We start from the raw sequence: 18,674 nt of genomic DNA, 5'->3' as shown, positions 1-18,674 counted from the left end.
ATAGGCAAGTGACGGGACTGCCCGGCACGAGCCGCTAATTTCCCTGAGGCGATATCAATCCTATGGGAGTTGTCCCTGCCCGGGTTACGGTGGTCTCATCGGGGCCCGACGCATATGACGCCCACCTGATGCTTGAGGCGTCAGAGGATATTAAGGGCAAACGACCATGGCGGTTCCGTCACTTCCACTTTCCGGCGACAAGATCGCGCTTCGGCGCAGGGCACGCGAGCAGCGGCGTGCTTATGTCGAAAGCTTGAGCCCAGCTCAGCGTGACAAGCAGGAGCAGGCTCTTGCCGCGCACCTCGCCCCACTGATCGCGACGTCGCGTATCATCGCCGCCTATGCGCCAATGCCCGACGAGATCAGTCCCATGCCCGCGCTCGAGCAGGCGCGTCAGTCTTCAACGACCATCGCTTTCCCGGCATTCAACGACCATCTCGCGACTTTGCGCTTTCTCGCGGGCGAGCCGACGGAGACCGGGCCGTTCGGGGTGATGCAACCGCCGCTGAGCTCTATCGAAGTGCATCCGGACCTGATCCTGGTCCCGCTGGTCGCGATCGATGCTGCCTATAACCGGCTGGGACAGGGCAAAGGCCATTACGACCGCGTCCTTCCCGAACTGCGTCGTCGCGGGGCCCTCCTGGTCGGAATCGGCTGGCCCGTGCAGCGACTCGACCAGGCGATCGAGCCGGAAGCATGGGACGTGACGCTCGACGGGTTCGCATCGCCCGACGGACTGGATCTCAAGCGATGATCGAGCCCAGCGGCAGGAAATTGGCTGGCATTGCCGGCATCTTGGCACTTATCGCAATCTGGGCGCTGCTCGTCGCATCCCTTTCGAATGAAGTCGGCGAATGGCCGGTACTCGTCCAAGCGGTATTTTACCTCGTGGCGGGCATCGTCTGGATCCTTCCACTGAAGCCCTTGCTTCGCTGGATGGAGACCGGACGGTTCAGGCAAGGCTAAGCCACCCGGTTGTAGAAGGCGTGTTATTCCACTATATCACCGCCTCCCAATGACGACTTTGACCTTGAATCCGGCCCGCTTGTGGCAATCCCATCCGCGCGAGACCGTCGCGATCGGATTGCTTGGTGCCGTCGCATTGTCCGCCGTGGCCGTGACAGTCGGGACCAGCTTCGGAATGGAAACGCCCGCAGCTGCGGAAACCCCTCCCGCACCGCCAGTCATGGCCTACGAGCCAGTTGCTCCGGACCAGGCCCTGAAGCTCAACGCAGCGCTGCCCATCACCATGGATGCACCGGGTTCGGCAAAGCCATTCTCGCTCGGATCGGCCAATGCCGCAGTCCGCGCCAACGCGCTCGAGTGCCTGACCAGCGCGATTTATTATGAGGCTGGCCAGGAAAGCACCGATGGCCAGCGCGCAGTCGCGCAGGTCGTTCTCAATCGGGTTCGCCATCCGGCCTTTCCGTCGAGTGTCTGCGGCGTCGTCTACCAGGGTTCCACCCGGCAGACGGGTTGCCAGTTCACCTTCACTTGCGACGGTTCGATGACCCGCGGCCCGATGCGCGACAGCTGGGACCGGGCACGCAAGGTTGCGCAGGAGGCGCTTTCCGGTGCCGTCTACGCTCCGGTAGGCAATGCCACCCACTATCATGCGAATTACGTCTTTCCTTACTGGGCCCCGACCCTCGCCAAGACAGCGGTCGTCGGCGCGCACCTTTTCTATCGCTGGGCCGGTGGATGGGGTCAGCCCACCGCGTTCAACCAACGATATTCCGGCCACGAGCCTAACCCGGCCGTTCTGCGCAGCGCGGCTCTTTCTGTCGTGCGCACGCCGACCTTGAACGCTCCGACAACTGTAGCGGCCATGCCGATTAGCAAGGTTGAAGGCGTGACGGTTCGCCAGGCGGATAACGGCAAGCGCGTGCGCGTGCTCTTCACGCCCCAGGCCCGCGAGGCGGTCGAAAAGGTGGCGCAGGTGCGCAAGCCCTATGTCGAGACCGCGCAGGCCTCGGACAATCTTCGTTACGCTCTCGGGCAATCGACGGCCCCCGCGGAAGCGGCGCTCGGGCGCCCAGCCGCGAGCGACACCGCCATCAAGGCAAACTAACCCTCTGACCGTCGCCATCGGCCCGGCAAGACGCTAGGGCCGCGTCATGCCGGACGACCGTCCCTACGACGCAATCATCATCGGTGCCGGCGCAGCTGGCATGTTTTGCGCGGCTCTAGCTGGGCAGCGCGGGCGACGAATTCTCCTGCTCGACCATAATTCCGAGCCGGGCCGCAAAATCCTGATCTCCGGCGGCGGACGCTGCAATTTCACGAATGTCGGCGCGCAGGCCGAGAATTTCCTTTCCGCCAATCCCCATTTTGCGAAGTCCGCGCTCGGCCGTTTCACCCCTTCAGACTTCATTGCGCTGGTCGATAAGCATCGGATCGCCTGGCACGAAAAGACCCTGGGCCAACTCTTCTGCGACGGTTCCTCACGGCAGATCGTTGCGATGCTGCTCGACGAATGCGCGGCAGGAGGTGTCGAGACCGCATTTGGTGGGAGCTCGACGATCGAGCATCGTGACGGCGCATTCCACGTCGGCAAATCTTCAGCCCCGGCGCTCGTGCTCGCCACCGGCGGTCTCTCGATACCCAAGCTCGGTGCAACGAGTCTCGCTTATGACATCGCCAGGCGCTTCGGGCACAAGATCGTCGAACCCCGGCCCGCGCTGGTCCCGCTGACCCTCCCCGTGGACCAGGCACTTTTCAAGGAACTGTCCGGAGTATCCGCAAACGTCGTTGCCAGTGTTGGCAAGGGCCGGTTCCGCGAAGCGGCTCTGTTCACCCATCGTGGCCTGTCCGGGCCGGCGATCCTCCAGGTTTCCTCCTATTGGCGTCACGGGGACGCAGTTATCATCGACTTTCTTCCCGACTTGGGCGCCGGTTGGCTAAGACAAGCCAAGAGGGACCACCCCCAGCAGACGTTTCGCCGGGTGCTCGCGCGACTACTTCCCGAACGGCTCGCCGCGACCCTTGCCGATCAGCTCCGAGTCGAAGGAGACCTTGGCAATGTCCCCGACCGAACGCTGGAGGGCGCCGAGCGGCAACTTTCCGGCTGGCATTTCCTCCCCAACGGCACGGAGGGCTTCGCCAAGGCCGAAGTAACGATCGGCGGGATCAGCACCGCCGACCTTTCCTCGCGCACGATGGAATCCAGGCGGGTGCCCGGCCTTTTCGCGATCGGCGAGGCAGTCGACGTCACCGGTTGGCTGGGCGGTTACAACTTCCAATGGGCTTGGGCCAGCGCCTACGCCGCGGCCCAAGCGCTCTAGCCCTGTTCCTCGGCGCCGAAAAAAGGTAGGCGCCCTGCCATGCAACATTCCCATATTCATCCCGCGCTCGGCGAAGCGCTGGCTGCGCGCGGCTACGACACCCTCACCTCGGTCCAAACTGCCGTCATCGAAGAGCAGGCCGAGGGCCGCGACCTGATCGTCTCCGCCAAGACCGGGTCGGGCAAGACTGTGGCCTTCGGACTCGCGATCGCCGGCCAGCTCCTCGAAGGCGAGCGCGCGCCATGGACGCGCGAGCCCTTGGGCCTGGTGATTGCTCCGACCCGCGAGCTTGCCATCCAGGTCAGTAAGGAACTCGAATGGCTCTATGCTTCTGCGGGGGCGCGCGTGGTCACCTGCGTTGGCGGTATGGACCCGATGAAGGAGCGTCGAGCGCTTCATGGCGGTGCGCACATCGTCGTGGGAACTCCAGGCCGCCTTCGCGACCACCTCGAGCGGGGCGCTCTCGACTTGTCTTCGCTACGGGTCGCGGTACTGGATGAGGCCGACGAAATGCTCGACATGGGATTTCGGGAAGAGCTCGAGGAAATCCTCGACGCCACCCCAACCGAGCGTCGTACCTTGCTGTTCTCCGCGACGATGCCGCGACCAATCGTGGCCCTCGCCAAGCGCTACCAAAAAGATGCGCTGCGAATCGAAACTCTCGGCGAGCGCGAAGCTCATGCCGACATTGCCTACCAGGCGGTCGCGGTCTCCCCGCCCGATATCGAGCATGTCGTGGTCAACTTGCTCCGACTTCACGAGGCAGAGACGGCAATCCTGTTCTGCGCGACCCGGGATGCCGTACGCCGGCTCCACGCGAGCCTGACGGAGCGTGGCTTCCAGGCGGTGGCGCTATCGGGCGAGCATAGCCAGAGCGAGCGTAACAACGCTCTGCAGAGCCTCCGCGACAAGCGCGCGCGCGTTTGCGTGGCCACCGACGTCGCCGCGCGCGGCATCGATCTTCCTTCCGTCTCGCTGGTCATCCACGTCGAGCTCCCGCGGGATGCGGAGGCGCTCCAGCATAGATCCGGCCGGACCGGGCGCGCGGGGCGCAAGGGGATAGCGGTGCTGGTAGTGCCGTTCCGACGCCGCCGGAATGTCGAGACGATGCTCCGCAGCGCTCGAATCCAGGCCGAATGGATTGAACCGCCCACGCCCGAGCAGATTCGCTCCAAGGACCGGGCCAGGCTGCTTGAAACGCTATCTGTGCCGGTCGAAGCCGACGAAGACGACCGCCAGCTCGCCGAACATCTGATGTCCACGCTTTCGCCCGAGACGATCGCCACTGCGCTTGTCCGCTCATTGCGAACCGATTTGCCGGCGCCAGAAGACATCCTTTCGGCGGGTGGCCGCGAAGAACGGCGCGAGCAGGGTCCGCGTTCCGGGTTCGAAGGTTCGACCTGGTTCCGCCTCAATGCCGGCCGGCGCCATAATGCCGATCCGCGGTGGCTGCTGCCCTTGATCTGTCGCTACGGCCACGTGAACCGCAACGACATCGGCGCGATCCGCGTTGCGGCCAATGAAAGCTACTTCGAGGTCTCGCAGCGCGCGGCGCCCGGGTTCATCAAAGCGCTTCGCCGAGCGGTCATCGCTCCAGAGGACGAGGGCCTGATGATCGAGCAGGCGCCGCCGCGCGAAGCGGACGCGGCAAATCAGACCAGGCGCCCGCCAATGGCTCACCCCCGGCCCAAACCGAAATATCAGCCGAAGCGTGTGACGAAGCGGCCTCGCTGAGGCCTGGCCAATCCATCGACATGACGAGGATGGCGCGAGTGACGGGGCTCGAACCCGCGACCTCCGGCGTGACAGGCCGGCGCTCTAACCAACTGAGCTACACCCGCAGTCCCTTGCAGGTGGCGGCCAACTAGGCTGGCTCCCGAAAGCTGTCAACGGGCCTCGTCGTCTTTTTCGTCCTCGTCGCCGACGTGGGTCAAACTTCCTTCCTCGAAAAGGAATCCCGCGATGTCCGGCGTGCCGGCTGCGGTGAAGACTGTCTTGATGATAATCAGCAAGGGAACCGCCAGAAGCGCCCCTGTCGTCCCCCAGACCCAGGCCCAGAAGCTTAGCGAGAGAAGGATCAGAAGCGGATTCACCTCGATCTTCTGCCCTACGATCATCGGCGTGATCGCATTGGCCTCGACGGTGTGCAGCGCGAGGAAAATCAGTGGCGGGAGCATTGCCGCCCAGATGTCAGGAAACGTCATCAGTGCGCCGATGAACAGCAAGACGGACGTGACGATCGGCCCGAGGTAAGGGATGTAGTTCAAGACCGCGACGATGCCGCCCCACATCAGCGCCGAGTCCATGCCAAGGCCCCAAAGAATGAGCGCCGTAACCGCACCCAGGCAAACGTTGATAACCGTAATCGTGCCGATGTAGGTCGAGGTTGCTTCGACGACCTGCTGGATCACGCGGGCGGTCGTCATCGCCCCTTCGAAGCTTCCGCGGCTCTTGATCGTGCGACGGCGCATGCCGGTCCAGCCCGCGAGAAAGAAATAGATTACCAGCAGCGCGAAGAAGAGCTGGATGGCCGCGTGCGGAGCGGAGGCCGCGATGATCCCCATCATCGAATTGGGGGTGGCAATCCTTACTTCCCTGCCAGTTTCGGCCGAGCTGGCGATTCGCGAGGCGATATTGTCCACGAACCGCTCGAGGCTCGCATAGAGATCAAGCACCGGCTGCAAAGTGGCCGTTACGCGATCGATCCGTTCAGGCACCAGCGCCACCCAGTCAATCGCGGGAAGAACAATCGAGAGGGCTGCGAAGGTCGCGATGGCAAGGAAGATGACCACGCAAAGCGCCGACGCGAGTTTCGAGGGAACGCCGCGCCGCTCGAACCACTCGAGCATCGGAACCAGCGCGATGGCGATCACCAGTGCTGCGGTCACGGGAAGGAAGAATTCGGCCCCTGCCCGGAGAGCAAAGGGAAGCCCGAGCAGGAGCCCGACCCCGCCGATCAACGTCAGGGAGGCGAGTAGCCGGACGCGCTTCGCGTCAACCGTATCCTCGTAGGCCTCTTCCTTGCCGGGAAGCTTTGCTGGTTTGCGCCGCGCGTCCATGGACCGATGCTTATCGCCCGCGAGAGCCGCAATCCAGCCGAATTAAACCCAGTCAATATCGGCGAGCGCCGTCAGAGCTGCCGCAAGGCCTGTGACGGTCGGACCGAAAGCAAGGGGAGCGACCCTGCCAGGCCTATCAGGAGCGTCAAAAGCGCCCCCCCAAACAATGTCGAAAGAACGATCGACCAATCGGGGGCCCACCCGAACTCGAAGATCTGGACGATGACAGTCCACGCTGCTGCAAGGCCAAGGACCAACGCGACCGCGGCTAGAATGAGCGACAGCATGCCATATTCGAGGGCCTGGCCCGCGAGCAACTGGCGGCGCGTGGCTCCGAGCGTCTTCATGATCACGCTGTCATAAGCGCGCGACTGTCGCGCGGCTGCGATTGCTCCGACCAGGACGGCGATCCCGGCAAGTATAGCGATCGAAGCGGCAGCAAATATCGCGCTCGACATCTGTCCAAGCAACGAGCCGACTTGGCCAATCAAGTCCCGACCGCAATTACTGAGGCACTGGGGAATTCCGCCAGCAGTGCACGCGTCATCGCTCCGTCGCGCGAGGCTGGCATGGTGATGGTGGCGGTCAGGTTGTGGGGAGCAGAGGCAAGCGTACCCGGCGGGAACACCAGGATATAGTTGAAGCCCAGCGTGTCCCAGTTGACCTTGCGAAGCGAGGCGATGCGGGCCCGAATTTCGCGTCCGAGGATATTGACGGTGAGCGTGTCCCCGACACCAATCTGCAATGTCTTTGCGGCTTCAGCATCGAGTGAGACGAGCGGCTCTCCCTTGTAGTCACTTTGCCACCACCGCCCTGCAACGACCTCGCTGCCTTCCGGGATGCCGGCGCTGTAGGTCACGCCGCGCTCGCCGCGCAGGAACCAGGCACCGTCGGGAAGCTCCTCGAGATCGGAGACGCGCTGGTTGCCGTAGGCCACGATCGTTCCGCGCAAGGCGGGAACGACGTTAACCTCGGCGCCTCCCGCCTGTTTTTCGACGAGGGATCGGAAACGCGCTTCCTTGTCCTTGGGAATATCGAGCACGAACAAGTTCGGTGCCTTGGACGGCACGGTCCTGCTGATCTCGGAGTCCAGGCTCGTCTGGATGCCAGCCAGTGTTACGAATAACGTCAAAGCCAGGCCCAGCGCGACGACCAATGCCGTCGTTTGCGCGCCTGGTCGGGAAAGATTGGCCACGGCCAGTCGAACTAACGGCCGACGCGGACTTGGAATGCGGCGGGACAGGCGAGTGAGGGACCAGCCAAGAACGAGCAGGAGCAGCAGCGTTCCTGATACCGCGCCGAGCACGCTTGCCGCAAACAGCGGCTCGCGCGCTGTCCAGAGAACGATACCGACAAGGACCGCGCCAGCGATAAGAACGATTCCGATTGTTCGGCGGTCAAACGAAGTCCGAGTCTCGACCTGGGACCGGAAAATAGCTGCCGCTGGTTGTGTCCTCGCCTTTGCCACTGGCGGGACGGTGAAAATGAGGGCGATGAGAAGTCCGTAGGCCGCTGCTACCGCCAGCGGCAAAGGGTGGATCTGGAAACCTGGGGCGACGGGCAGCACGTCACCGATCACGGCCACGATGAGTGGTGGAAGAAGCGCTCCGACCGTGAGCCCCACTACTATGGCAACCAAGGCCACTGCGCCCACCTGCAGCAAGTAAATTCGCTCGATATCCGACGAGCTCGCGCCGAGGACCTTCATGGTCGCAATTCCCGAGCGCTTCTGCCCCAGGTAGGACCCGACTCCGTTGCTGACCCCAATCCCCGCGATGACGAGCGCGGCCAACCCGATCAGCGCAAGAAACTGGCCCATCCGCTCGAAGAAGCGCCCGGCTCCGGGCGCGGCGCGTTCATGGTCCTTATATTCCCAGGCTTTCGCCGCGAACCGCTTTTCGAACTGCTCTCGCACGACCTTGGCATCGCTGCCGACAGGCAGGCGAAGACGGTATTTGCTTTCATAAAGGCTGCCCGGCTGAATGAGGCCAGTCCGTCGCAATCCGTCGAGCGAAACGATCGCGACCGGCCCAAAGGTGAAGCCTTCCCCTACCCGGTCCGGCTCGTCGACAATGATGCCTGTCACGACAAAACTTGCAGTCCCGTAGCGCAGGCGGCTGCCTGCCTGGAGCGAGAGCCGCTCAGCCAGCGCCTCGTCGATTAGGATCTGGTCGGCACCGGGGAGACGATAAGCGCCTTCTGAAAGGCGAACTTTTCCATACAACGGATAAAGCGAATCCACGCCTTTCAATTCGCTCAGGACGGCGGCAGGGCCCTCGTTCGCAGGTTCGTTCCGCTGCGCCATTGCGCGGGTCCGGACCGTCTCGCTCAGCTTTCCATATTGGCGCAGCGCCGCCAGATCATCCGGGGTCGCCCCGCGCTGGGTCATGGCAATCTCGATATCGCCGCCGAGAAGGGTTCGGCCTTGGCTTCCCAGCTCCTTCGTGATCGCCGCGGTCAGGCTCCCAATAGCGGCAAGCGTAGCAACACCCAGGAAGAGGCAGACGAACAAGAGCCGAAGACCGCGAAAGCCGGCATGAAGATCGCGGCGCGCAATTCGCCAGGCGGCCGGCCAGTTCAGCCGTGTCACGAAACCAGCTCGCCCAGCTTGCCATCGGTCATCGACAGGATCCGGTCGCAGCGGTCTGCAAGGGCAGGGTCGTGCGTGATGATGACCAGTGTCGCACCCGCGGCCTTCTGACGCTCGAAGAGCAGGTCGATGATCGCCGCACCGGTCGCCGCATCGAGATTCCCCGTGGGCTCGTCGGCAAAGAGGATGGCCGGGTTTGGTGCGACTGCGCGCGCGATCGCAACGCGTTGCTGCTCGCCCCCGGACAGCTGCGCCGGATAATGGTTGAGACGGTGCCCCAGACCAACAGCCGTGAGTTCTTGAGCGGCACGCTCGAAAGCATCTTCGCGGCCAGCGAGCTCGAGAGGTACGGCGACATTCTCGACCGCGGTCATGGTCGGCAGGAGATGAAAGGCCTGGAGCACGATTCCGATTCTGCCGCGCCTGGCCTTCGCCAATTCATCTTCGCCAAGATTCGAGAATTCCACGCCGTTGATGTTGACGCTCCCACCCGTCGCTCTTTCCAGGCCGGACAAGACCGCCATCAGGGAGGACTTGCCCGAGCCAGACGCGCCGAGGATCGCCACGCTCTCGCCGTGGCGGACCTCGACGTCGACTCCTCGCAGGATTTCGACCGGGGCCGTTTTCGTTCCGAGAGTAAGGGTGACATTCTTGGCGCGGATCGCGATAGGATCGGCCGTCGTCGACGATGTCATGAAGGGAAGGTTCCTTGGCGAAGACGTGGACTTCATATGGTGGACTGCTGCTGCTTGTCCAAGCGCTTGTGTCATGTTCTCGTGATGAGCCGCCGCCGCCGGCACCGCAAAATGCCGTTGCACCGCCGCCTATCGCATCGCCAGCCAAGGAAGCGGGGCCGCTGATCGTGGCGTTCGGCGACAGCCTCTTTGCGGGATATGGGCTAGCTCAGAATGAGGGTCTCGCCCCGGCGCTGGACCGCGCGCTCGCCAAAGCAGGTGTCGAGGCCGAGGTGGTCAATGCCGGTGTCTCCGGCGACACCAGTGCGGCAGGGCTGCAACGCCTCGCCTTCACGCTCGACGGTCAGCCCCGCAAACCCGACCTGGTGATCGTAGGCCTTGGCGGAAACGACATGTTGCGCGGCATATCCCCCGAGCAGACGCGCCAGAACCTCGATGCGATCCTGGCCGAGCTTAAGCGGCGGAATATCCCGGCAATGCTTAGCGGAATAATCGCCGCGCCCAACATGGGTCCGGATTACGCAAATGCCTTCAACGTCATCTACCGCGATCTCGCGGAAAAATATGACGTCTCGCTTTATCCCTTCACGCTGGAGGGCGTGGTCGGAAACAAAGACCTGATGCTCGGCGATGACATCCATCCCAATGCGCGCGGCGTCGAGATCGTCGCGGGGCGAATGGCTCCTGTCGTCAAAAGCGCATTGGATAGTGCTGGGGCCTAGCGCGAGCGCGTTACACGGCGGTGGAGAACTGTTTCGTCGATTGCTTACGCCAAGGATCGAGAGCAGCGGCCACGCTTCGTGCATAGGGTATTGCACCTTCCAGCAACTCGAGACGCCAGTCCGTCCAACGGATGAGCCGCGAAGCCTCGAAGTCGCGCAGCCGATAACGCACTGTCAGCCGTTCGGGCATTTTGCCAATGTCGGTCGATCCCTGGCACAATAACTCCTCGATGAGACGCCCGCGCAAGCGCTCGCTGGGAGGAGTTGCCACGCCTTTTGCACCGGCCAGTCGCCCAAGCCCCACCTTCATCGAATAGCGGCCACTATTTCGCTCGTTCTGGACCAATGCCCCCGGAAATCGGCTGATCGCCGAAGCACCTAGTCCGATCAGCGTATCGCAGCGGTCATCAGTGAAGCCTTGGAAATTCCGCCGAACTCTTCCCTCTCGGGCCGCCAAGCTCAATGGATCATGACTACGTGCGAAATGGTCGAACCCGACCGCCTTCCAACCCCGCGATACCAGCCAGTCATAGGCGGTGTTCGCCTGGCGAAAACGTAGCGGCGCATCAGGCAGCGATTCCGTGTCGATTCGACGCTGGCGCGGTACCATATGGGGCACATGAGCATACCCAAAGACCGCCAGGCGATCCGCGCCGAAATCGTGACTTTCTTCTATGCTCTCCACCAATGCTGCCTCGTCCTGGCGAGGCAAGCCGTACATTAGATCGAAATTCAGCGAGGTGATCCCGGCACTGCGCAATAGCGAAACGGATCGCTCGATCGCGTGCCGGGGCTGAATTCGGCCGATCGCGGCCTGGATCTCGGGACTGAAAGTCTGAACGCCCAAGCTTGCCCTGGTAACCCCCGCCCCGGCCAGGGCCTCGGCAAATGCTTCATCGAAACCACGTGGATCGATTTCAACCGAAATCTCTGTCGAACTTGGAAGTGCAAAGGCCGACTTGAGATGATCCATCAGAGCCAGGAATTGCTCTGGCGCGATCGCGTTGGGGCTGCCGCCACCAAAAGAAACGCGGACGGCGCGGCCGCGGCCATCCAGGCCGGCCGCCACAAGGTCAATTTCCTGCGTGAGCCGTTCCAGGTAGTTTGCCAGCCGCTGGCTTTTATTGGCCGCGCCCGTGTTGCAGCCGCAGTACCAGCAGATCTCGCGGCAATATGGGATATGGAGATACAAGGATATCTCCTCTTCCGCGCCTACGCCTTTCAGGCCGGCGCACTGCTCAGATTCGCCTATGCCTTCATGGAACTCGGCCGCGGTTGGATAGCTGGTATAGCGAGGGACTGGTGTAGCCAGCAGTTCTGGAAGAAATTTCCACATAGGGGCCGCTTGCACACCAATGGTCGCCCACACGTTGATATGGATCAAAGGCTCGAGAAAGTGTGGTCATATTCGAGCAGCGGGAGGACGGTGCCTTGAAAGTCAGATTCTACGGCAAGCTTGGTGAAGTGCTGGGCGAACAACTCGAGTTCAAACCGCCCCCCGGTACGCAGACCATCTCGGACCTGCGCGCCACTTTGGCCGAATTGTATCCCGAAGCGTCAGCCGATCTTGGCGGACGGACAATGGCTTGCGTGGAAGACGCGATCGTGAACGACGAGACCAGAATCACCGATGCGGACGTCGTCGAATTCCTCCCCCCTCTTTCAGGCGGCTGAGATGCGGTGTGAAACCTGCCTTGCAGCCGACGATCTTGATCCAATCGCCGAATTCGCAACTTTCCAGTCCGGCCTTACAACAGAGGGAGCCGCGGTCACCTTTGTCGGGATCGCACGTCCCACTTCCGTCAGTGGAGCGAAGGTGACCGGCATGTTTCTCGATCATCATCCGCGGCTGACCCTGGCATCCCTAAACAGCATCGCTGAGGACGCCGGAAAGCGTTTTGGCACGAGCGCCATTCGCATTGTCCATCGATGCGGCCTCGTCAGGCCCAACGAGGCAATCGTCTTTGTGGCTACCGCGTCTCCGCATCGGCGCGCCTCGTTCGAGGCGGCAGAATATGCCATGGATCGGCTAAAGACCGACGCGTATTTCTGGAAGCGGGAAGACACGGTTGACGGTTCAACTTGGATTGAACCAACGATCATAGACCGAGCAGACCGCTCACGATGGAGTTCCTGAATGGCCGGTATCGACAAAAACTTGGCCTTCTACCCCTTCGGATAGCGGTACTGACCGTATCAGATACTCGGACACCCGAAACGGACACGTCTGGTGGATTGCTGGCGGAACGCCTCCAGTCCGCGGGCCATGAGCTGGCAGCGCAAGCGATCGTGCGAGACGACGTCGACATAATCAGGAACCAGGTCCGAGACTGGGTAAGCAACGAAAGCATAGACCTGATCATTTCAACGGGTGGCACCGGTTTTGCACCGCGAGACGTGACCCCTGAGGCGATCAAGCCCATGTTTCGCCGGGAAATGGACGGCTTTTCGATCGTGTTTCACAAGGCAAGTCTTGGTACCGTTGGCGTTTCGACGCTCCAGTCGCGCGCATTCGCCGGACAGATTGACGATACCTTCGTCTTTTGCCTGCCTGGTTCGACCGGCGCATGCCGGGACGGCTGGGATCTCGTCCTCGCGCTGGAGCTGGACAGCCGATATCGCCCCTGCTCTCTTGCCGGGCAGATCCCGCGATTAAGGCATCTGTGCGCATGACTAACCTGACCCATCTTGATGAGACTGGCCGGGCACGGATGGTCGACGTCTCCGATAAGGAAGTCACTGCCCGGATCGCGAAGGCAACAGGCCAGCTTCGGACCAGTTCGACCACCCTGCAAAGAGTTCGCGAGGGAAACACGCCAAAAGGCGCCGTAATTCAAACAGCAGAACTCGCCGGCGTAATTGCCGCAAAGAAAACGGCTGACCTCATTCCCCTCTGCCACCCCATCGCGCTTACCCAGGTGCAGGTAAAAATTGAGATCGACGACCAACTGCCGGGGTTCAAGGTGGAAAGCGAGGTTCGTACCGTCGGGCAAACAGGGGTCGAGATGGAAGCCCTTACAGCCGTTTCCGTCGCCTGCCTCACGTTGTTCGACATGCTGAAGGCCATCGATCGCATGATGGTAGTCGATAATGTACGCGTCGCGGAAAAATCCGGCGGAAGGTCCGGCGACTGGAAGGCCGAATGATCAGCTTCGACGAAGCTGTAATGCTCGTGCGCGAAATCGCGAAACCAGTCGGTGAGGAGAGACTCCCGATCGCTGCTGCCCACCGCCGGATCCTGGCTCATCCTGTGCTTGCCCGGGTAAACTCTCCGCCGTCTGACGTATCGGCCATGGATGGATATGCCGTTCGTGACGACGATCTTTCGAGTTTACCTGCCCGACTTCGGATCGCGGGCAAATCATTTGCGGGGGCAGGCTTCAGCGGGTCACTTCCGCCCGATTGCGCAGTCCGGATTTTCACTGGCGCCCCTGTCCCACCCGGCGCCGACCGCGTGGTTATCCAGGAAGTGGTTCGCATTGAGGACGATTACGCCGTAATCGACGTTCACCCTGGTCCCTCGACGCATATCCGAAGCCGCGGCTCGGACTTCGAGAAGGGAACTCGGCTCCTCGAGCCCGGAACATGTCTTGGCTATCGCCAACTTGTCGCTGCTGCCGGCGCCGACCTCAAGGAACTGACCGCGTTCCGCCGACCTTTGATCGTCATTCTGGGGACCGGCGACGAACTTGTAGAGCCCGGAACAGCGGCGGAAACTCCGGGGTCCATCCCGGAGAGCGTTTCATTCGGTGTAGCCGCGCTGGTCGAGGATTGGGGCGGTACGACTGTCGAACGCATCAGGCTCCCGGACGATCTGAATTCCATGAAGCGGGTAGCCAGGGAGGTCCTCCAAAGAGCCGATCTCGTGGTGGTGACGGGCGGCGCATCAGTTGGAGAAAAGGATTTCGCCAAGGCGATGTTCGAAGAAGAGTCGCTCGAGCTCCTGTTCACCAAGGTGGCGATAAAGCCGGGCAAGCCAGTTTGGCTCGGCAAGGCGCGCGAGACTCCCATCATGGGCCTGCCCGGAAATCCGACGTCCGCCCTGGTAACCGCCCGCCTCTTACTGGCTCCGCTCGTTGCCGGGCTCGCGGGATCTGACCCCTCGAGAGGTCTCCACTGGCGGTCCGCTACGCTCCGCGGTTCCCTCGCAGCCTGCGGAAACCGGGAAACCTTCGTACGAGCGCGAGATGTCGTCATTGGCGCGGAGCCTCTCTCGAACCAGGATTCGAGCGCTCAGCGGATGCTTGTTGAAGCTTCCTTACTGATCCGACGACGGGCCGGCGAACCAGAATTGAACGAAGGTGACACGGTGGAGGTGATCGATTTCTAGGCCCCAGAATCGATCGGGCCGATTGTAGATCGGACGGGCTGTTAATGTTGAAGAATGGATCGAACGGATCTGCCACCCAATCAACCTGTGTAAACCCGACCATCTCGGCGAAGCCCTTTAGTGAACGTCGCCCGGTCGAGGCGTAATCCTCCATCAGTCCAGCCAGATCGCTTCGCCATAACCCGCAAACAGGATGAAGCCGGCCATCACTTGCCGCGATAGCAGCCGACGCCTCTCCAATGTCATCCAGCAGCCTAGGCCACAGGTCAAAGGGGAAGAAGGGCATATCGCAGGGTATCGTGAGCAAGAACTCGGCGCCAACGGCATTTGCCCAGGCAAGGGCAGCTGCAAGTCCGCCAAGCGGCCCTTCGATATCCTGACGATCCACAAGCTGCGGCAGACCGCCAGTCGCAGTCTGATCCCGCGAACGTAGGACAATGCTGACCGTGTCGGTCCAGCCTGCTGCTCGTTCGACAGCACGTTCGAGCAGCGTCTGCGAGCCAAGCTCGACTACGGGCTTGCCGCCACCAATTCGGCGCCCCTCACCCCCGGCAAGTATGGCCAGCGCGAGCTGTTGCCGTTTCATGTCAGGATCAACTTTGCTCCGGCAATCACAAGTACCAGTCCGAGGCCTTGCAGCAGTCGGGGTTTCGGCAACCGACCCGCCCCAGCCACGTCCCGATGACGGCGCCTGCCGCAACGACGATAATGAAAACCGGCAGTTCGGCGGGCAATGCCTGCATCGACGACAGGTTGCCCGCGAGGCCGGCAATGGAATTGAGCAGAATGAAGCCTGCAGCGATCCCAGACGTTCGCCTGGCGTCCGCCCAACCAAAGAGAATGATTAAAGGACTAAGGAAAATGCCTCCCCGGTCCCCGTGAGGCCCGCAAGCAGACCCAGAACCGCTCCCAATGGAAGCGCCACGCCCGCACTGACGGGACTGACTTCGCGGTGCGCCAGTTGGCGCGGCTGCCAGAAAAGGCGGATAGCCGCGATCCATAGAATCGCGCCGACCATGGGCCGGTAGATCTCGTCTGGGACCTTGATGCCGCCGCCGATGAAAGCAGCCGGTACAGCAGTGGCCGCAAACAGCAGTAGAAGCCTGGTATCGGTCTTTCCCGCTCGCCAATAACGCCAACTTGCGAACGCCGCGACCACGAGGTTGAGAGCGAGCGCGGTTGGCCGCATCGTTTCCGGCGCAACGCCGAATAGCGCCATGATAGCGAGATATGCCGATGCGCCTCCGTGGCCAACGGTCGAATAGAGCGCCGCTGCGAAAAACATCAGCAATGCGATCAATGCGGCAGTCGTTGCGTCCATAAATCGGCTTTCTCTGGCCCTGCCCTTTATTTCGCGTTGCTATGATCGATCGGATTTGACGCAAATCACTTTAGATGCGTCCAGCCGCGCTAAGCATGAGAAGCGCCAAGCAGCAATGTCGATACAGCGAAAGGCGATTTGATGGCTCTCGATCTGACAAAAGCTGTTCTTGGCGCACTTCTTTTGAGTTGGAGTGGCGTTGGAGCCGCCCAGGCCGCGAACAGTGAAAAGCTCAAAATCAAGCCTCTGCTTGAATCGCGCTTACGTTTCGAGAACGTCGACCAGCCTTCGGCAGACGCCGATGCGCTTACGCTTCGAATTCGTGCCGGCGCCGAGGCAATGATCGGCAACCTGTCATTTCTTGCGGAAGCTGAGGGCACCGCGGCGCTCGTGAACAACTATAACGCCTTCCCGTTCGCGCTCCCGGGCGAACGGCAATGGAGACCGGAGCATTCGGTCGTTGCCGATCCGCAAAACATCGAACTGAACCGCCTGCAGCTTCAGTATAAAGCCGGCAAGGGCACGGTGACACTCGGACGCCAGCGCATCAATCTGGACGATCAACGCTGGGTAGGATCCGTTGGCTGGCGTCAGAACGAGCAGACTTTCGATGCATTACGAGGCGAGCTGAAATCTGGTCCGTCCAGTCTAGACCTCACTTATGCGATCAAGCAGCGCACGATCTTTGGTTCCGACGCTGGCCCACGAACGGCGTATGATGGAGATTTCATATTTGCCGGCGCCGGTTCAAAGGTCGGACCCGTGCAAGGAAAGGTGTTCGCTTACCTCCTGGATTATGATGAATCGTTCTTTGTTGCGAACAGCAGCCAAACCTATGGCCTCTTCCTCAGTACCTCGATCCCGGTCACGGCTGACGCGAAATTCAACCTTCGTGCAAGCTACGCGCGCCAGTCTGACTATGGGAAAAACCCGTTCAACTATTCAGCCGATTACTGGTCGCTAGACGCTGGTGCCACGCTGAAAGAATTCTCTTTCAATGGCGGTTGGGAAAAGCTCGGGAGTGATAACGGCCGGGCTGTGCAGACCCCGATGGCAACGCTGCACAAGTTCAACGGTTGGGCCGACGTGTTCCTGACCACGCCCCCAGGTGGTTTACAGGACAGCTACGTCACCCTTTCGTACAAATCCGAGAAGATTCCCGCGATCAAGCCGCTAGTCGCAACGCTTAGCTACCATCGTTTCGATAGTGACGCAGGCAACAGCAAATACGGGACTGAGTGGGACACCTCGCTCGGATTCAATGTCGGGCGGGTCGCGCTGCTCGCCAAGTGGGCCGACTACAATGCCAACAACTACGGCGTCGATACGCGCAAGCTCTGGCTCCAGGCGGAGTGGGCTCTCAAGTAGCTTGCCCTATTCGCCAAATCCCTGGGCCATGTCTCTCAGCGCATCACGGTCCAACACCTCGATCCGGTCCTGCCGGACTAGCCGGATAAGGTTTCTGTCGCGAAGATGCGCAAGCATCCGGCTTACAGTTTCCTTGGTCAGTCCGAGATAGTCGGCGACGTCGAGACGGCCCATTGGTAAGTCGAATTCACTCAGTCTCTCGCCTTCGACCAGCTCGCGGCGCTCAAGCAGAGTCAGGAAAAAGCTCGCCACGCGTTCCGCAGCAGTCTTGCGCCCCAAGAGCACCATCTGCGCCTGGGCAGCGGCGAGCTCATGGGCGGCGAGGCGATAGAGCTCTCGTTCCACGTTTGGGTGGCTTTCGACGAACCGGTCAAAAGCATCCCGGGTGAACCACCAAAGCTCGCTGCTAGCGAGGGCCTCGGCCGAGAAGGCATATTCATCGTTGATGGAAACGCCGAGAAAATCGCCGGGGAACATGAACCCCGTGATCTGACGCCGACCGTCTGCAAGAAGTGAATAGATTTTCAAGGACCCGTGGGCGAGCATGAAAACCCGCCTCACGGCGTCGCCCTCATGAAATATCGGCTGCGCTGGTTCCAGACGCTGCATAGTGCCCATGGCGCGGAGGTCAGCAAGCGTAGCTGGATCTAGCCTGCGGCAAATCGTGATCGGCCTGATCGGACAGTCTTCGCAGGGATGCCCGACCGGGAGTTCCTGCAGAGGTCCTTGAGCTGGGTACGGCAAAATCGCGGTTCCTGACGCCGAGTCCCCGGCAAATGATCTGGCTCAACGTCCCATAGCTTTTCCTGCCTACGCTTCAAACTCCCGAAACCTGCAATGGCGGATCGATGCCCAGCTTGAGCGTCTCAAATCTGGAAGCACACGAACTCTCGGAAGCCTATCCCCTGATCCGCTGCCTCGCTGGCGTGGAAACTGGCCAATGGATCAACTTTGCGAAGCATTTGCTGGAACAGGGCGGAGGTGTCCTGGCCGCCCGCGCCGAGGACCGCCGAATTCACGGGGTCGCAGGCTACGTCGTGGGGAGCAATCTCCGATATGGCGAAGTGCTTCGTATAGAGGCGCTGGTCACCCTGGAATTTAGTCACACGCCGCTGGTACGCGACGCGCTGTCCGCCGCAATTGACGAGTTGGCAGACCGCATGGGCTGCGCGGTGGTGGTCTACAACCTTGACGCCAGAGGATTGTTCAAGCCCGGATCAAAAAGGCGGCGCGCCTTGGAGCAGCTTGGATTATTTGCAGAGTCCGTCGACTTCGTGAGACGGCTGACGGGACCCGTTTAGCTCG

Annotated in this window: 18 protein-coding genes, 1 tRNA gene, 1 other RNA gene and 1 pseudogene; 14 read left to right on the top strand and 7 right to left on the bottom strand. The window is 61.5% G+C overall.

Going from position 1 to position 18,674, the window contains the following annotated elements:
* Positions 1 to 11: 11 nt before the first annotated feature.
* The 6 genes from ssrS (at position 12) to G7076_RS04245 (ending at position 5,018) form a co-directional block, all read left to right on the top strand.
* Positions 12 to 180: non-coding RNA, 6S RNA (gene ssrS, locus G7076_RS04270), on the top strand.
* Positions 167 to 754, top strand: a complete 588-nt coding sequence (locus G7076_RS04265; protein ID WP_166200686.1) for a 5-formyltetrahydrofolate cyclo-ligase — start codon at positions 167 to 169, stop codon at positions 752 to 754. The genes ssrS and G7076_RS04265 overlap by 14 nt, the downstream gene beginning before the upstream one ends.
* Positions 754 to 966 (top strand): DUF2842 domain-containing protein, encoded by a 213-nt coding sequence (locus G7076_RS04260; protein ID WP_166203364.1) that lies wholly within the window; start codon positions 754 to 756, stop codon positions 964 to 966. Before G7076_RS04265 ends, G7076_RS04260 begins: the two co-directional genes overlap by 1 nt.
* A 49-nt stretch (positions 967 to 1,015) precedes the next feature.
* Entirely contained in the window at positions 1,016 to 2,071 is a 1,056-nt protein-coding gene (locus G7076_RS04255) for a cell wall hydrolase (protein ID WP_166200684.1), read from the top strand.
* A gap of 46 nt (positions 2,072 to 2,117) precedes the next feature.
* Positions 2,118 to 3,284 carry an aminoacetone oxidase family FAD-binding enzyme gene (locus G7076_RS04250; protein ID WP_166200682.1) on the top strand — a complete coding sequence of 389 codons (1,167 nt, stop codon included), beginning with the start codon at positions 2,118 to 2,120 and terminating at the stop codon, positions 3,282 to 3,284.
* Between the two features lie 39 nt (positions 3,285 to 3,323).
* Positions 3,324 to 5,018, top strand: coding sequence for a DEAD/DEAH box helicase (locus tag G7076_RS04245; RefSeq protein ID WP_166200680.1), 1,695 nt, complete (start codon positions 3,324 to 3,326; stop codon positions 5,016 to 5,018).
* A gap of 30 nt (positions 5,019 to 5,048) precedes the next feature.
* On the opposite strand, the gene G7076_RS04240 is transcribed toward G7076_RS04245, so the two are convergent.
* From G7076_RS04240 to G7076_RS04225, 4 genes and pseudogenes are all read right to left on the bottom strand, one after another.
* Positions 5,049 to 5,125 (bottom strand) — tRNA-Asp (locus G7076_RS04240).
* Positions 5,126 to 5,170: 45 nt separating this feature from the next.
* Entirely contained in the window at positions 5,171 to 6,343 is a 1,173-nt protein-coding gene (locus G7076_RS04235) for an AI-2E family transporter (protein ID WP_166200678.1), read from the bottom strand.
* Positions 6,344 to 6,414: 71 nt separating this feature from the next.
* Positions 6,415 to 8,933 (bottom strand): annotated as a pseudogene (locus tag G7076_RS04230) (FtsX-like permease family protein).
* Positions 8,930 to 9,628, bottom strand: coding sequence for an ABC transporter ATP-binding protein (locus G7076_RS04225; RefSeq protein WP_166200676.1), 699 nt, complete (start codon positions 9,626 to 9,628; stop codon positions 8,930 to 8,932). Before G7076_RS04225 ends, G7076_RS04230 begins: the two are co-directional and overlap by 4 nt.
* A gap of 14 nt (positions 9,629 to 9,642) precedes the next feature.
* Between G7076_RS04225 and G7076_RS04220 the strand changes: the two genes are divergently transcribed.
* Complete coding sequence (locus tag G7076_RS04220; RefSeq protein ID WP_166200674.1) at positions 9,643 to 10,350, top strand: arylesterase; 708 nt, start codon at positions 9,643 to 9,645, stop codon at positions 10,348 to 10,350.
* A 10-nt stretch (positions 10,351 to 10,360) separates the two neighbouring features.
* Here the strand turns inward: G7076_RS04220 and hemN are convergent, their stop codons facing one another.
* Positions 10,361 to 11,734 carry an oxygen-independent coproporphyrinogen III oxidase gene (gene hemN / locus G7076_RS04215; protein WP_346774101.1) on the bottom strand — a complete coding sequence of 458 codons (1,374 nt, stop codon included), beginning with the start codon at positions 11,732 to 11,734 and terminating at the stop codon, positions 10,361 to 10,363.
* A gap of 47 nt (positions 11,735 to 11,781) precedes the next feature.
* Between hemN and G7076_RS04210 the strand changes: the two genes are divergently transcribed.
* Genes G7076_RS04210 through G7076_RS04190 form a run of 5 tightly spaced genes read left to right on the top strand, consistent with a single transcriptional unit; the run spans position 11,782 to position 14,680 of the window.
* Positions 11,782 to 12,024 carry a MoaD/ThiS family protein gene (locus G7076_RS04210; RefSeq protein ID WP_166200672.1) on the top strand — a complete coding sequence of 81 codons (243 nt, stop codon included), beginning with the start codon at positions 11,782 to 11,784 and terminating at the stop codon, positions 12,022 to 12,024.
* Position 12,025: 1 nt separating this feature from the next.
* Positions 12,026 to 12,487: a molybdenum cofactor biosynthesis protein MoaE gene (locus G7076_RS04205; RefSeq protein WP_166200670.1), complete on the top strand. Its 462-nt coding sequence runs from the start codon at positions 12,026 to 12,028 to the stop codon at positions 12,485 to 12,487.
* Entirely contained in the window at positions 12,475 to 13,023 is a 549-nt protein-coding gene (moaB, locus tag G7076_RS04200) for a molybdenum cofactor biosynthesis protein B (RefSeq protein WP_166200668.1), read from the top strand. Before G7076_RS04205 ends, moaB begins: the two co-directional genes overlap by 13 nt.
* The gene (gene moaC / locus G7076_RS04195; protein WP_166200666.1) at positions 13,020 to 13,496 is read left to right on the top strand and encodes a cyclic pyranopterin monophosphate synthase MoaC; all 477 of its coding nucleotides are present in this window, start codon (positions 13,020 to 13,022) and stop codon (positions 13,494 to 13,496) included. The genes moaB and moaC overlap by 4 nt, the downstream gene beginning before the upstream one ends.
* The gene (locus G7076_RS04190; RefSeq protein WP_166200664.1) at positions 13,493 to 14,680 is read left to right on the top strand and encodes a molybdopterin molybdotransferase MoeA; all 1,188 of its coding nucleotides are present in this window, start codon (positions 13,493 to 13,495) and stop codon (positions 14,678 to 14,680) included. The genes moaC and G7076_RS04190 overlap by 4 nt, the downstream gene beginning before the upstream one ends.
* A gap of 844 nt (positions 14,681 to 15,524) precedes the next feature.
* Here G7076_RS04190 and G7076_RS12210 read toward each other — a convergent pair.
* Entirely contained in the window at positions 15,525 to 16,001 is a 477-nt protein-coding gene (locus G7076_RS12210) for a sulfite exporter TauE/SafE family protein (RefSeq protein WP_206367568.1), read from the bottom strand.
* A gap of 141 nt (positions 16,002 to 16,142) precedes the next feature.
* Between G7076_RS12210 and G7076_RS04180 the strand changes: the two genes are divergently transcribed.
* On the top strand, positions 16,143 to 17,369 hold the full coding sequence (locus tag G7076_RS04180; RefSeq protein WP_166200662.1) for an alginate export family protein: 1,227 nt from the start codon (positions 16,143 to 16,145) through the stop codon (positions 17,367 to 17,369).
* 6 nt (positions 17,370 to 17,375) lie between these two features.
* Here the strand turns inward: G7076_RS04180 and G7076_RS04175 are convergent, their stop codons facing one another.
* Complete coding sequence (locus tag G7076_RS04175) at positions 17,376 to 17,915, bottom strand: helix-turn-helix domain-containing protein (RefSeq protein ID WP_240913867.1); 540 nt, start codon at positions 17,913 to 17,915, stop codon at positions 17,376 to 17,378.
* A gap of 302 nt (positions 17,916 to 18,217) precedes the next feature.
* Here G7076_RS04175 and G7076_RS04170 point away from each other — a divergent pair, with 302 nt between their 5' ends.
* Complete coding sequence (locus G7076_RS04170; RefSeq protein ID WP_166200658.1) at positions 18,218 to 18,670, top strand: hypothetical protein; 453 nt, start codon at positions 18,218 to 18,220, stop codon at positions 18,668 to 18,670.
* Positions 18,671 to 18,674 lie beyond the last annotated feature (4 nt).

Source organism: Sphingomonas sp. HDW15A, assembly GCF_011301715.1.
Classification (GTDB): Bacteria; Pseudomonadota; Alphaproteobacteria; order Sphingomonadales; family Sphingomonadaceae; genus Sphingomicrobium.
The sequence above is the reverse complement of the archived record's forward strand: the minus strand, read 5'-3'. Positions and strand labels throughout refer to the sequence as shown.

Excerpts from the sequence above, each read along its gene's own strand:
- G7076_RS04265 (WP_166200686.1), top strand. The coding sequence starts at position 167 with ATGGCGGTTCCGTCACTTCCACTTTCCGGCGACAAGATCGCGCTTCGG.
- G7076_RS04255 (WP_166200684.1), top strand. The coding sequence starts at position 1,016 with ATGACGACTTTGACCTTGAATCCGGCCCGCTTGTGGCAATCCCATCCG.
- G7076_RS04250 (WP_166200682.1), top strand. The coding sequence starts at position 2,118 with ATGCCGGACGACCGTCCCTACGACGCAATCATCATCGGTGCCGGCGCA.
- G7076_RS04245 (WP_166200680.1), top strand. The coding sequence starts at position 3,324 with ATGCAACATTCCCATATTCATCCCGCGCTCGGCGAAGCGCTGGCTGCG.
- G7076_RS04235 (WP_166200678.1), bottom strand. The coding sequence starts at position 6,343 with ATGGACGCGCGGCGCAAACCAGCAAAGCTTCCCGGCAAGGAAGAGGCC.
- G7076_RS04225 (WP_166200676.1), bottom strand. The coding sequence starts at position 9,628 with ATGACATCGTCGACGACGGCCGATCCTATCGCGATCCGCGCCAAGAAT.
- G7076_RS04205 (WP_166200670.1), top strand. The coding sequence starts at position 12,026 with ATGCGGTGTGAAACCTGCCTTGCAGCCGACGATCTTGATCCAATCGCC.
- moaB (WP_166200668.1), top strand. The coding sequence starts at position 12,475 with ATGGAGTTCCTGAATGGCCGGTATCGACAAAAACTTGGCCTTCTACCC.
- moaC (WP_166200666.1), top strand. The coding sequence starts at position 13,020 with ATGACTAACCTGACCCATCTTGATGAGACTGGCCGGGCACGGATGGTC.
- G7076_RS04190 (WP_166200664.1), top strand. The coding sequence starts at position 13,493 with ATGATCAGCTTCGACGAAGCTGTAATGCTCGTGCGCGAAATCGCGAAA.
- G7076_RS12210 (WP_206367568.1), bottom strand. The coding sequence starts at position 16,001 with ATGGACGCAACGACTGCCGCATTGATCGCATTGCTGATGTTTTTCGCA.
- G7076_RS04180 (WP_166200662.1), top strand. The coding sequence starts at position 16,143 with ATGGCTCTCGATCTGACAAAAGCTGTTCTTGGCGCACTTCTTTTGAGT.
- G7076_RS04175 (WP_240913867.1), bottom strand. The coding sequence starts at position 17,915 with ATGCTCGCCCACGGGTCCTTGAAAATCTATTCACTTCTTGCAGACGGT.
- G7076_RS04170 (WP_166200658.1), top strand. The coding sequence starts at position 18,218 with ATGCCCAGCTTGAGCGTCTCAAATCTGGAAGCACACGAACTCTCGGAA.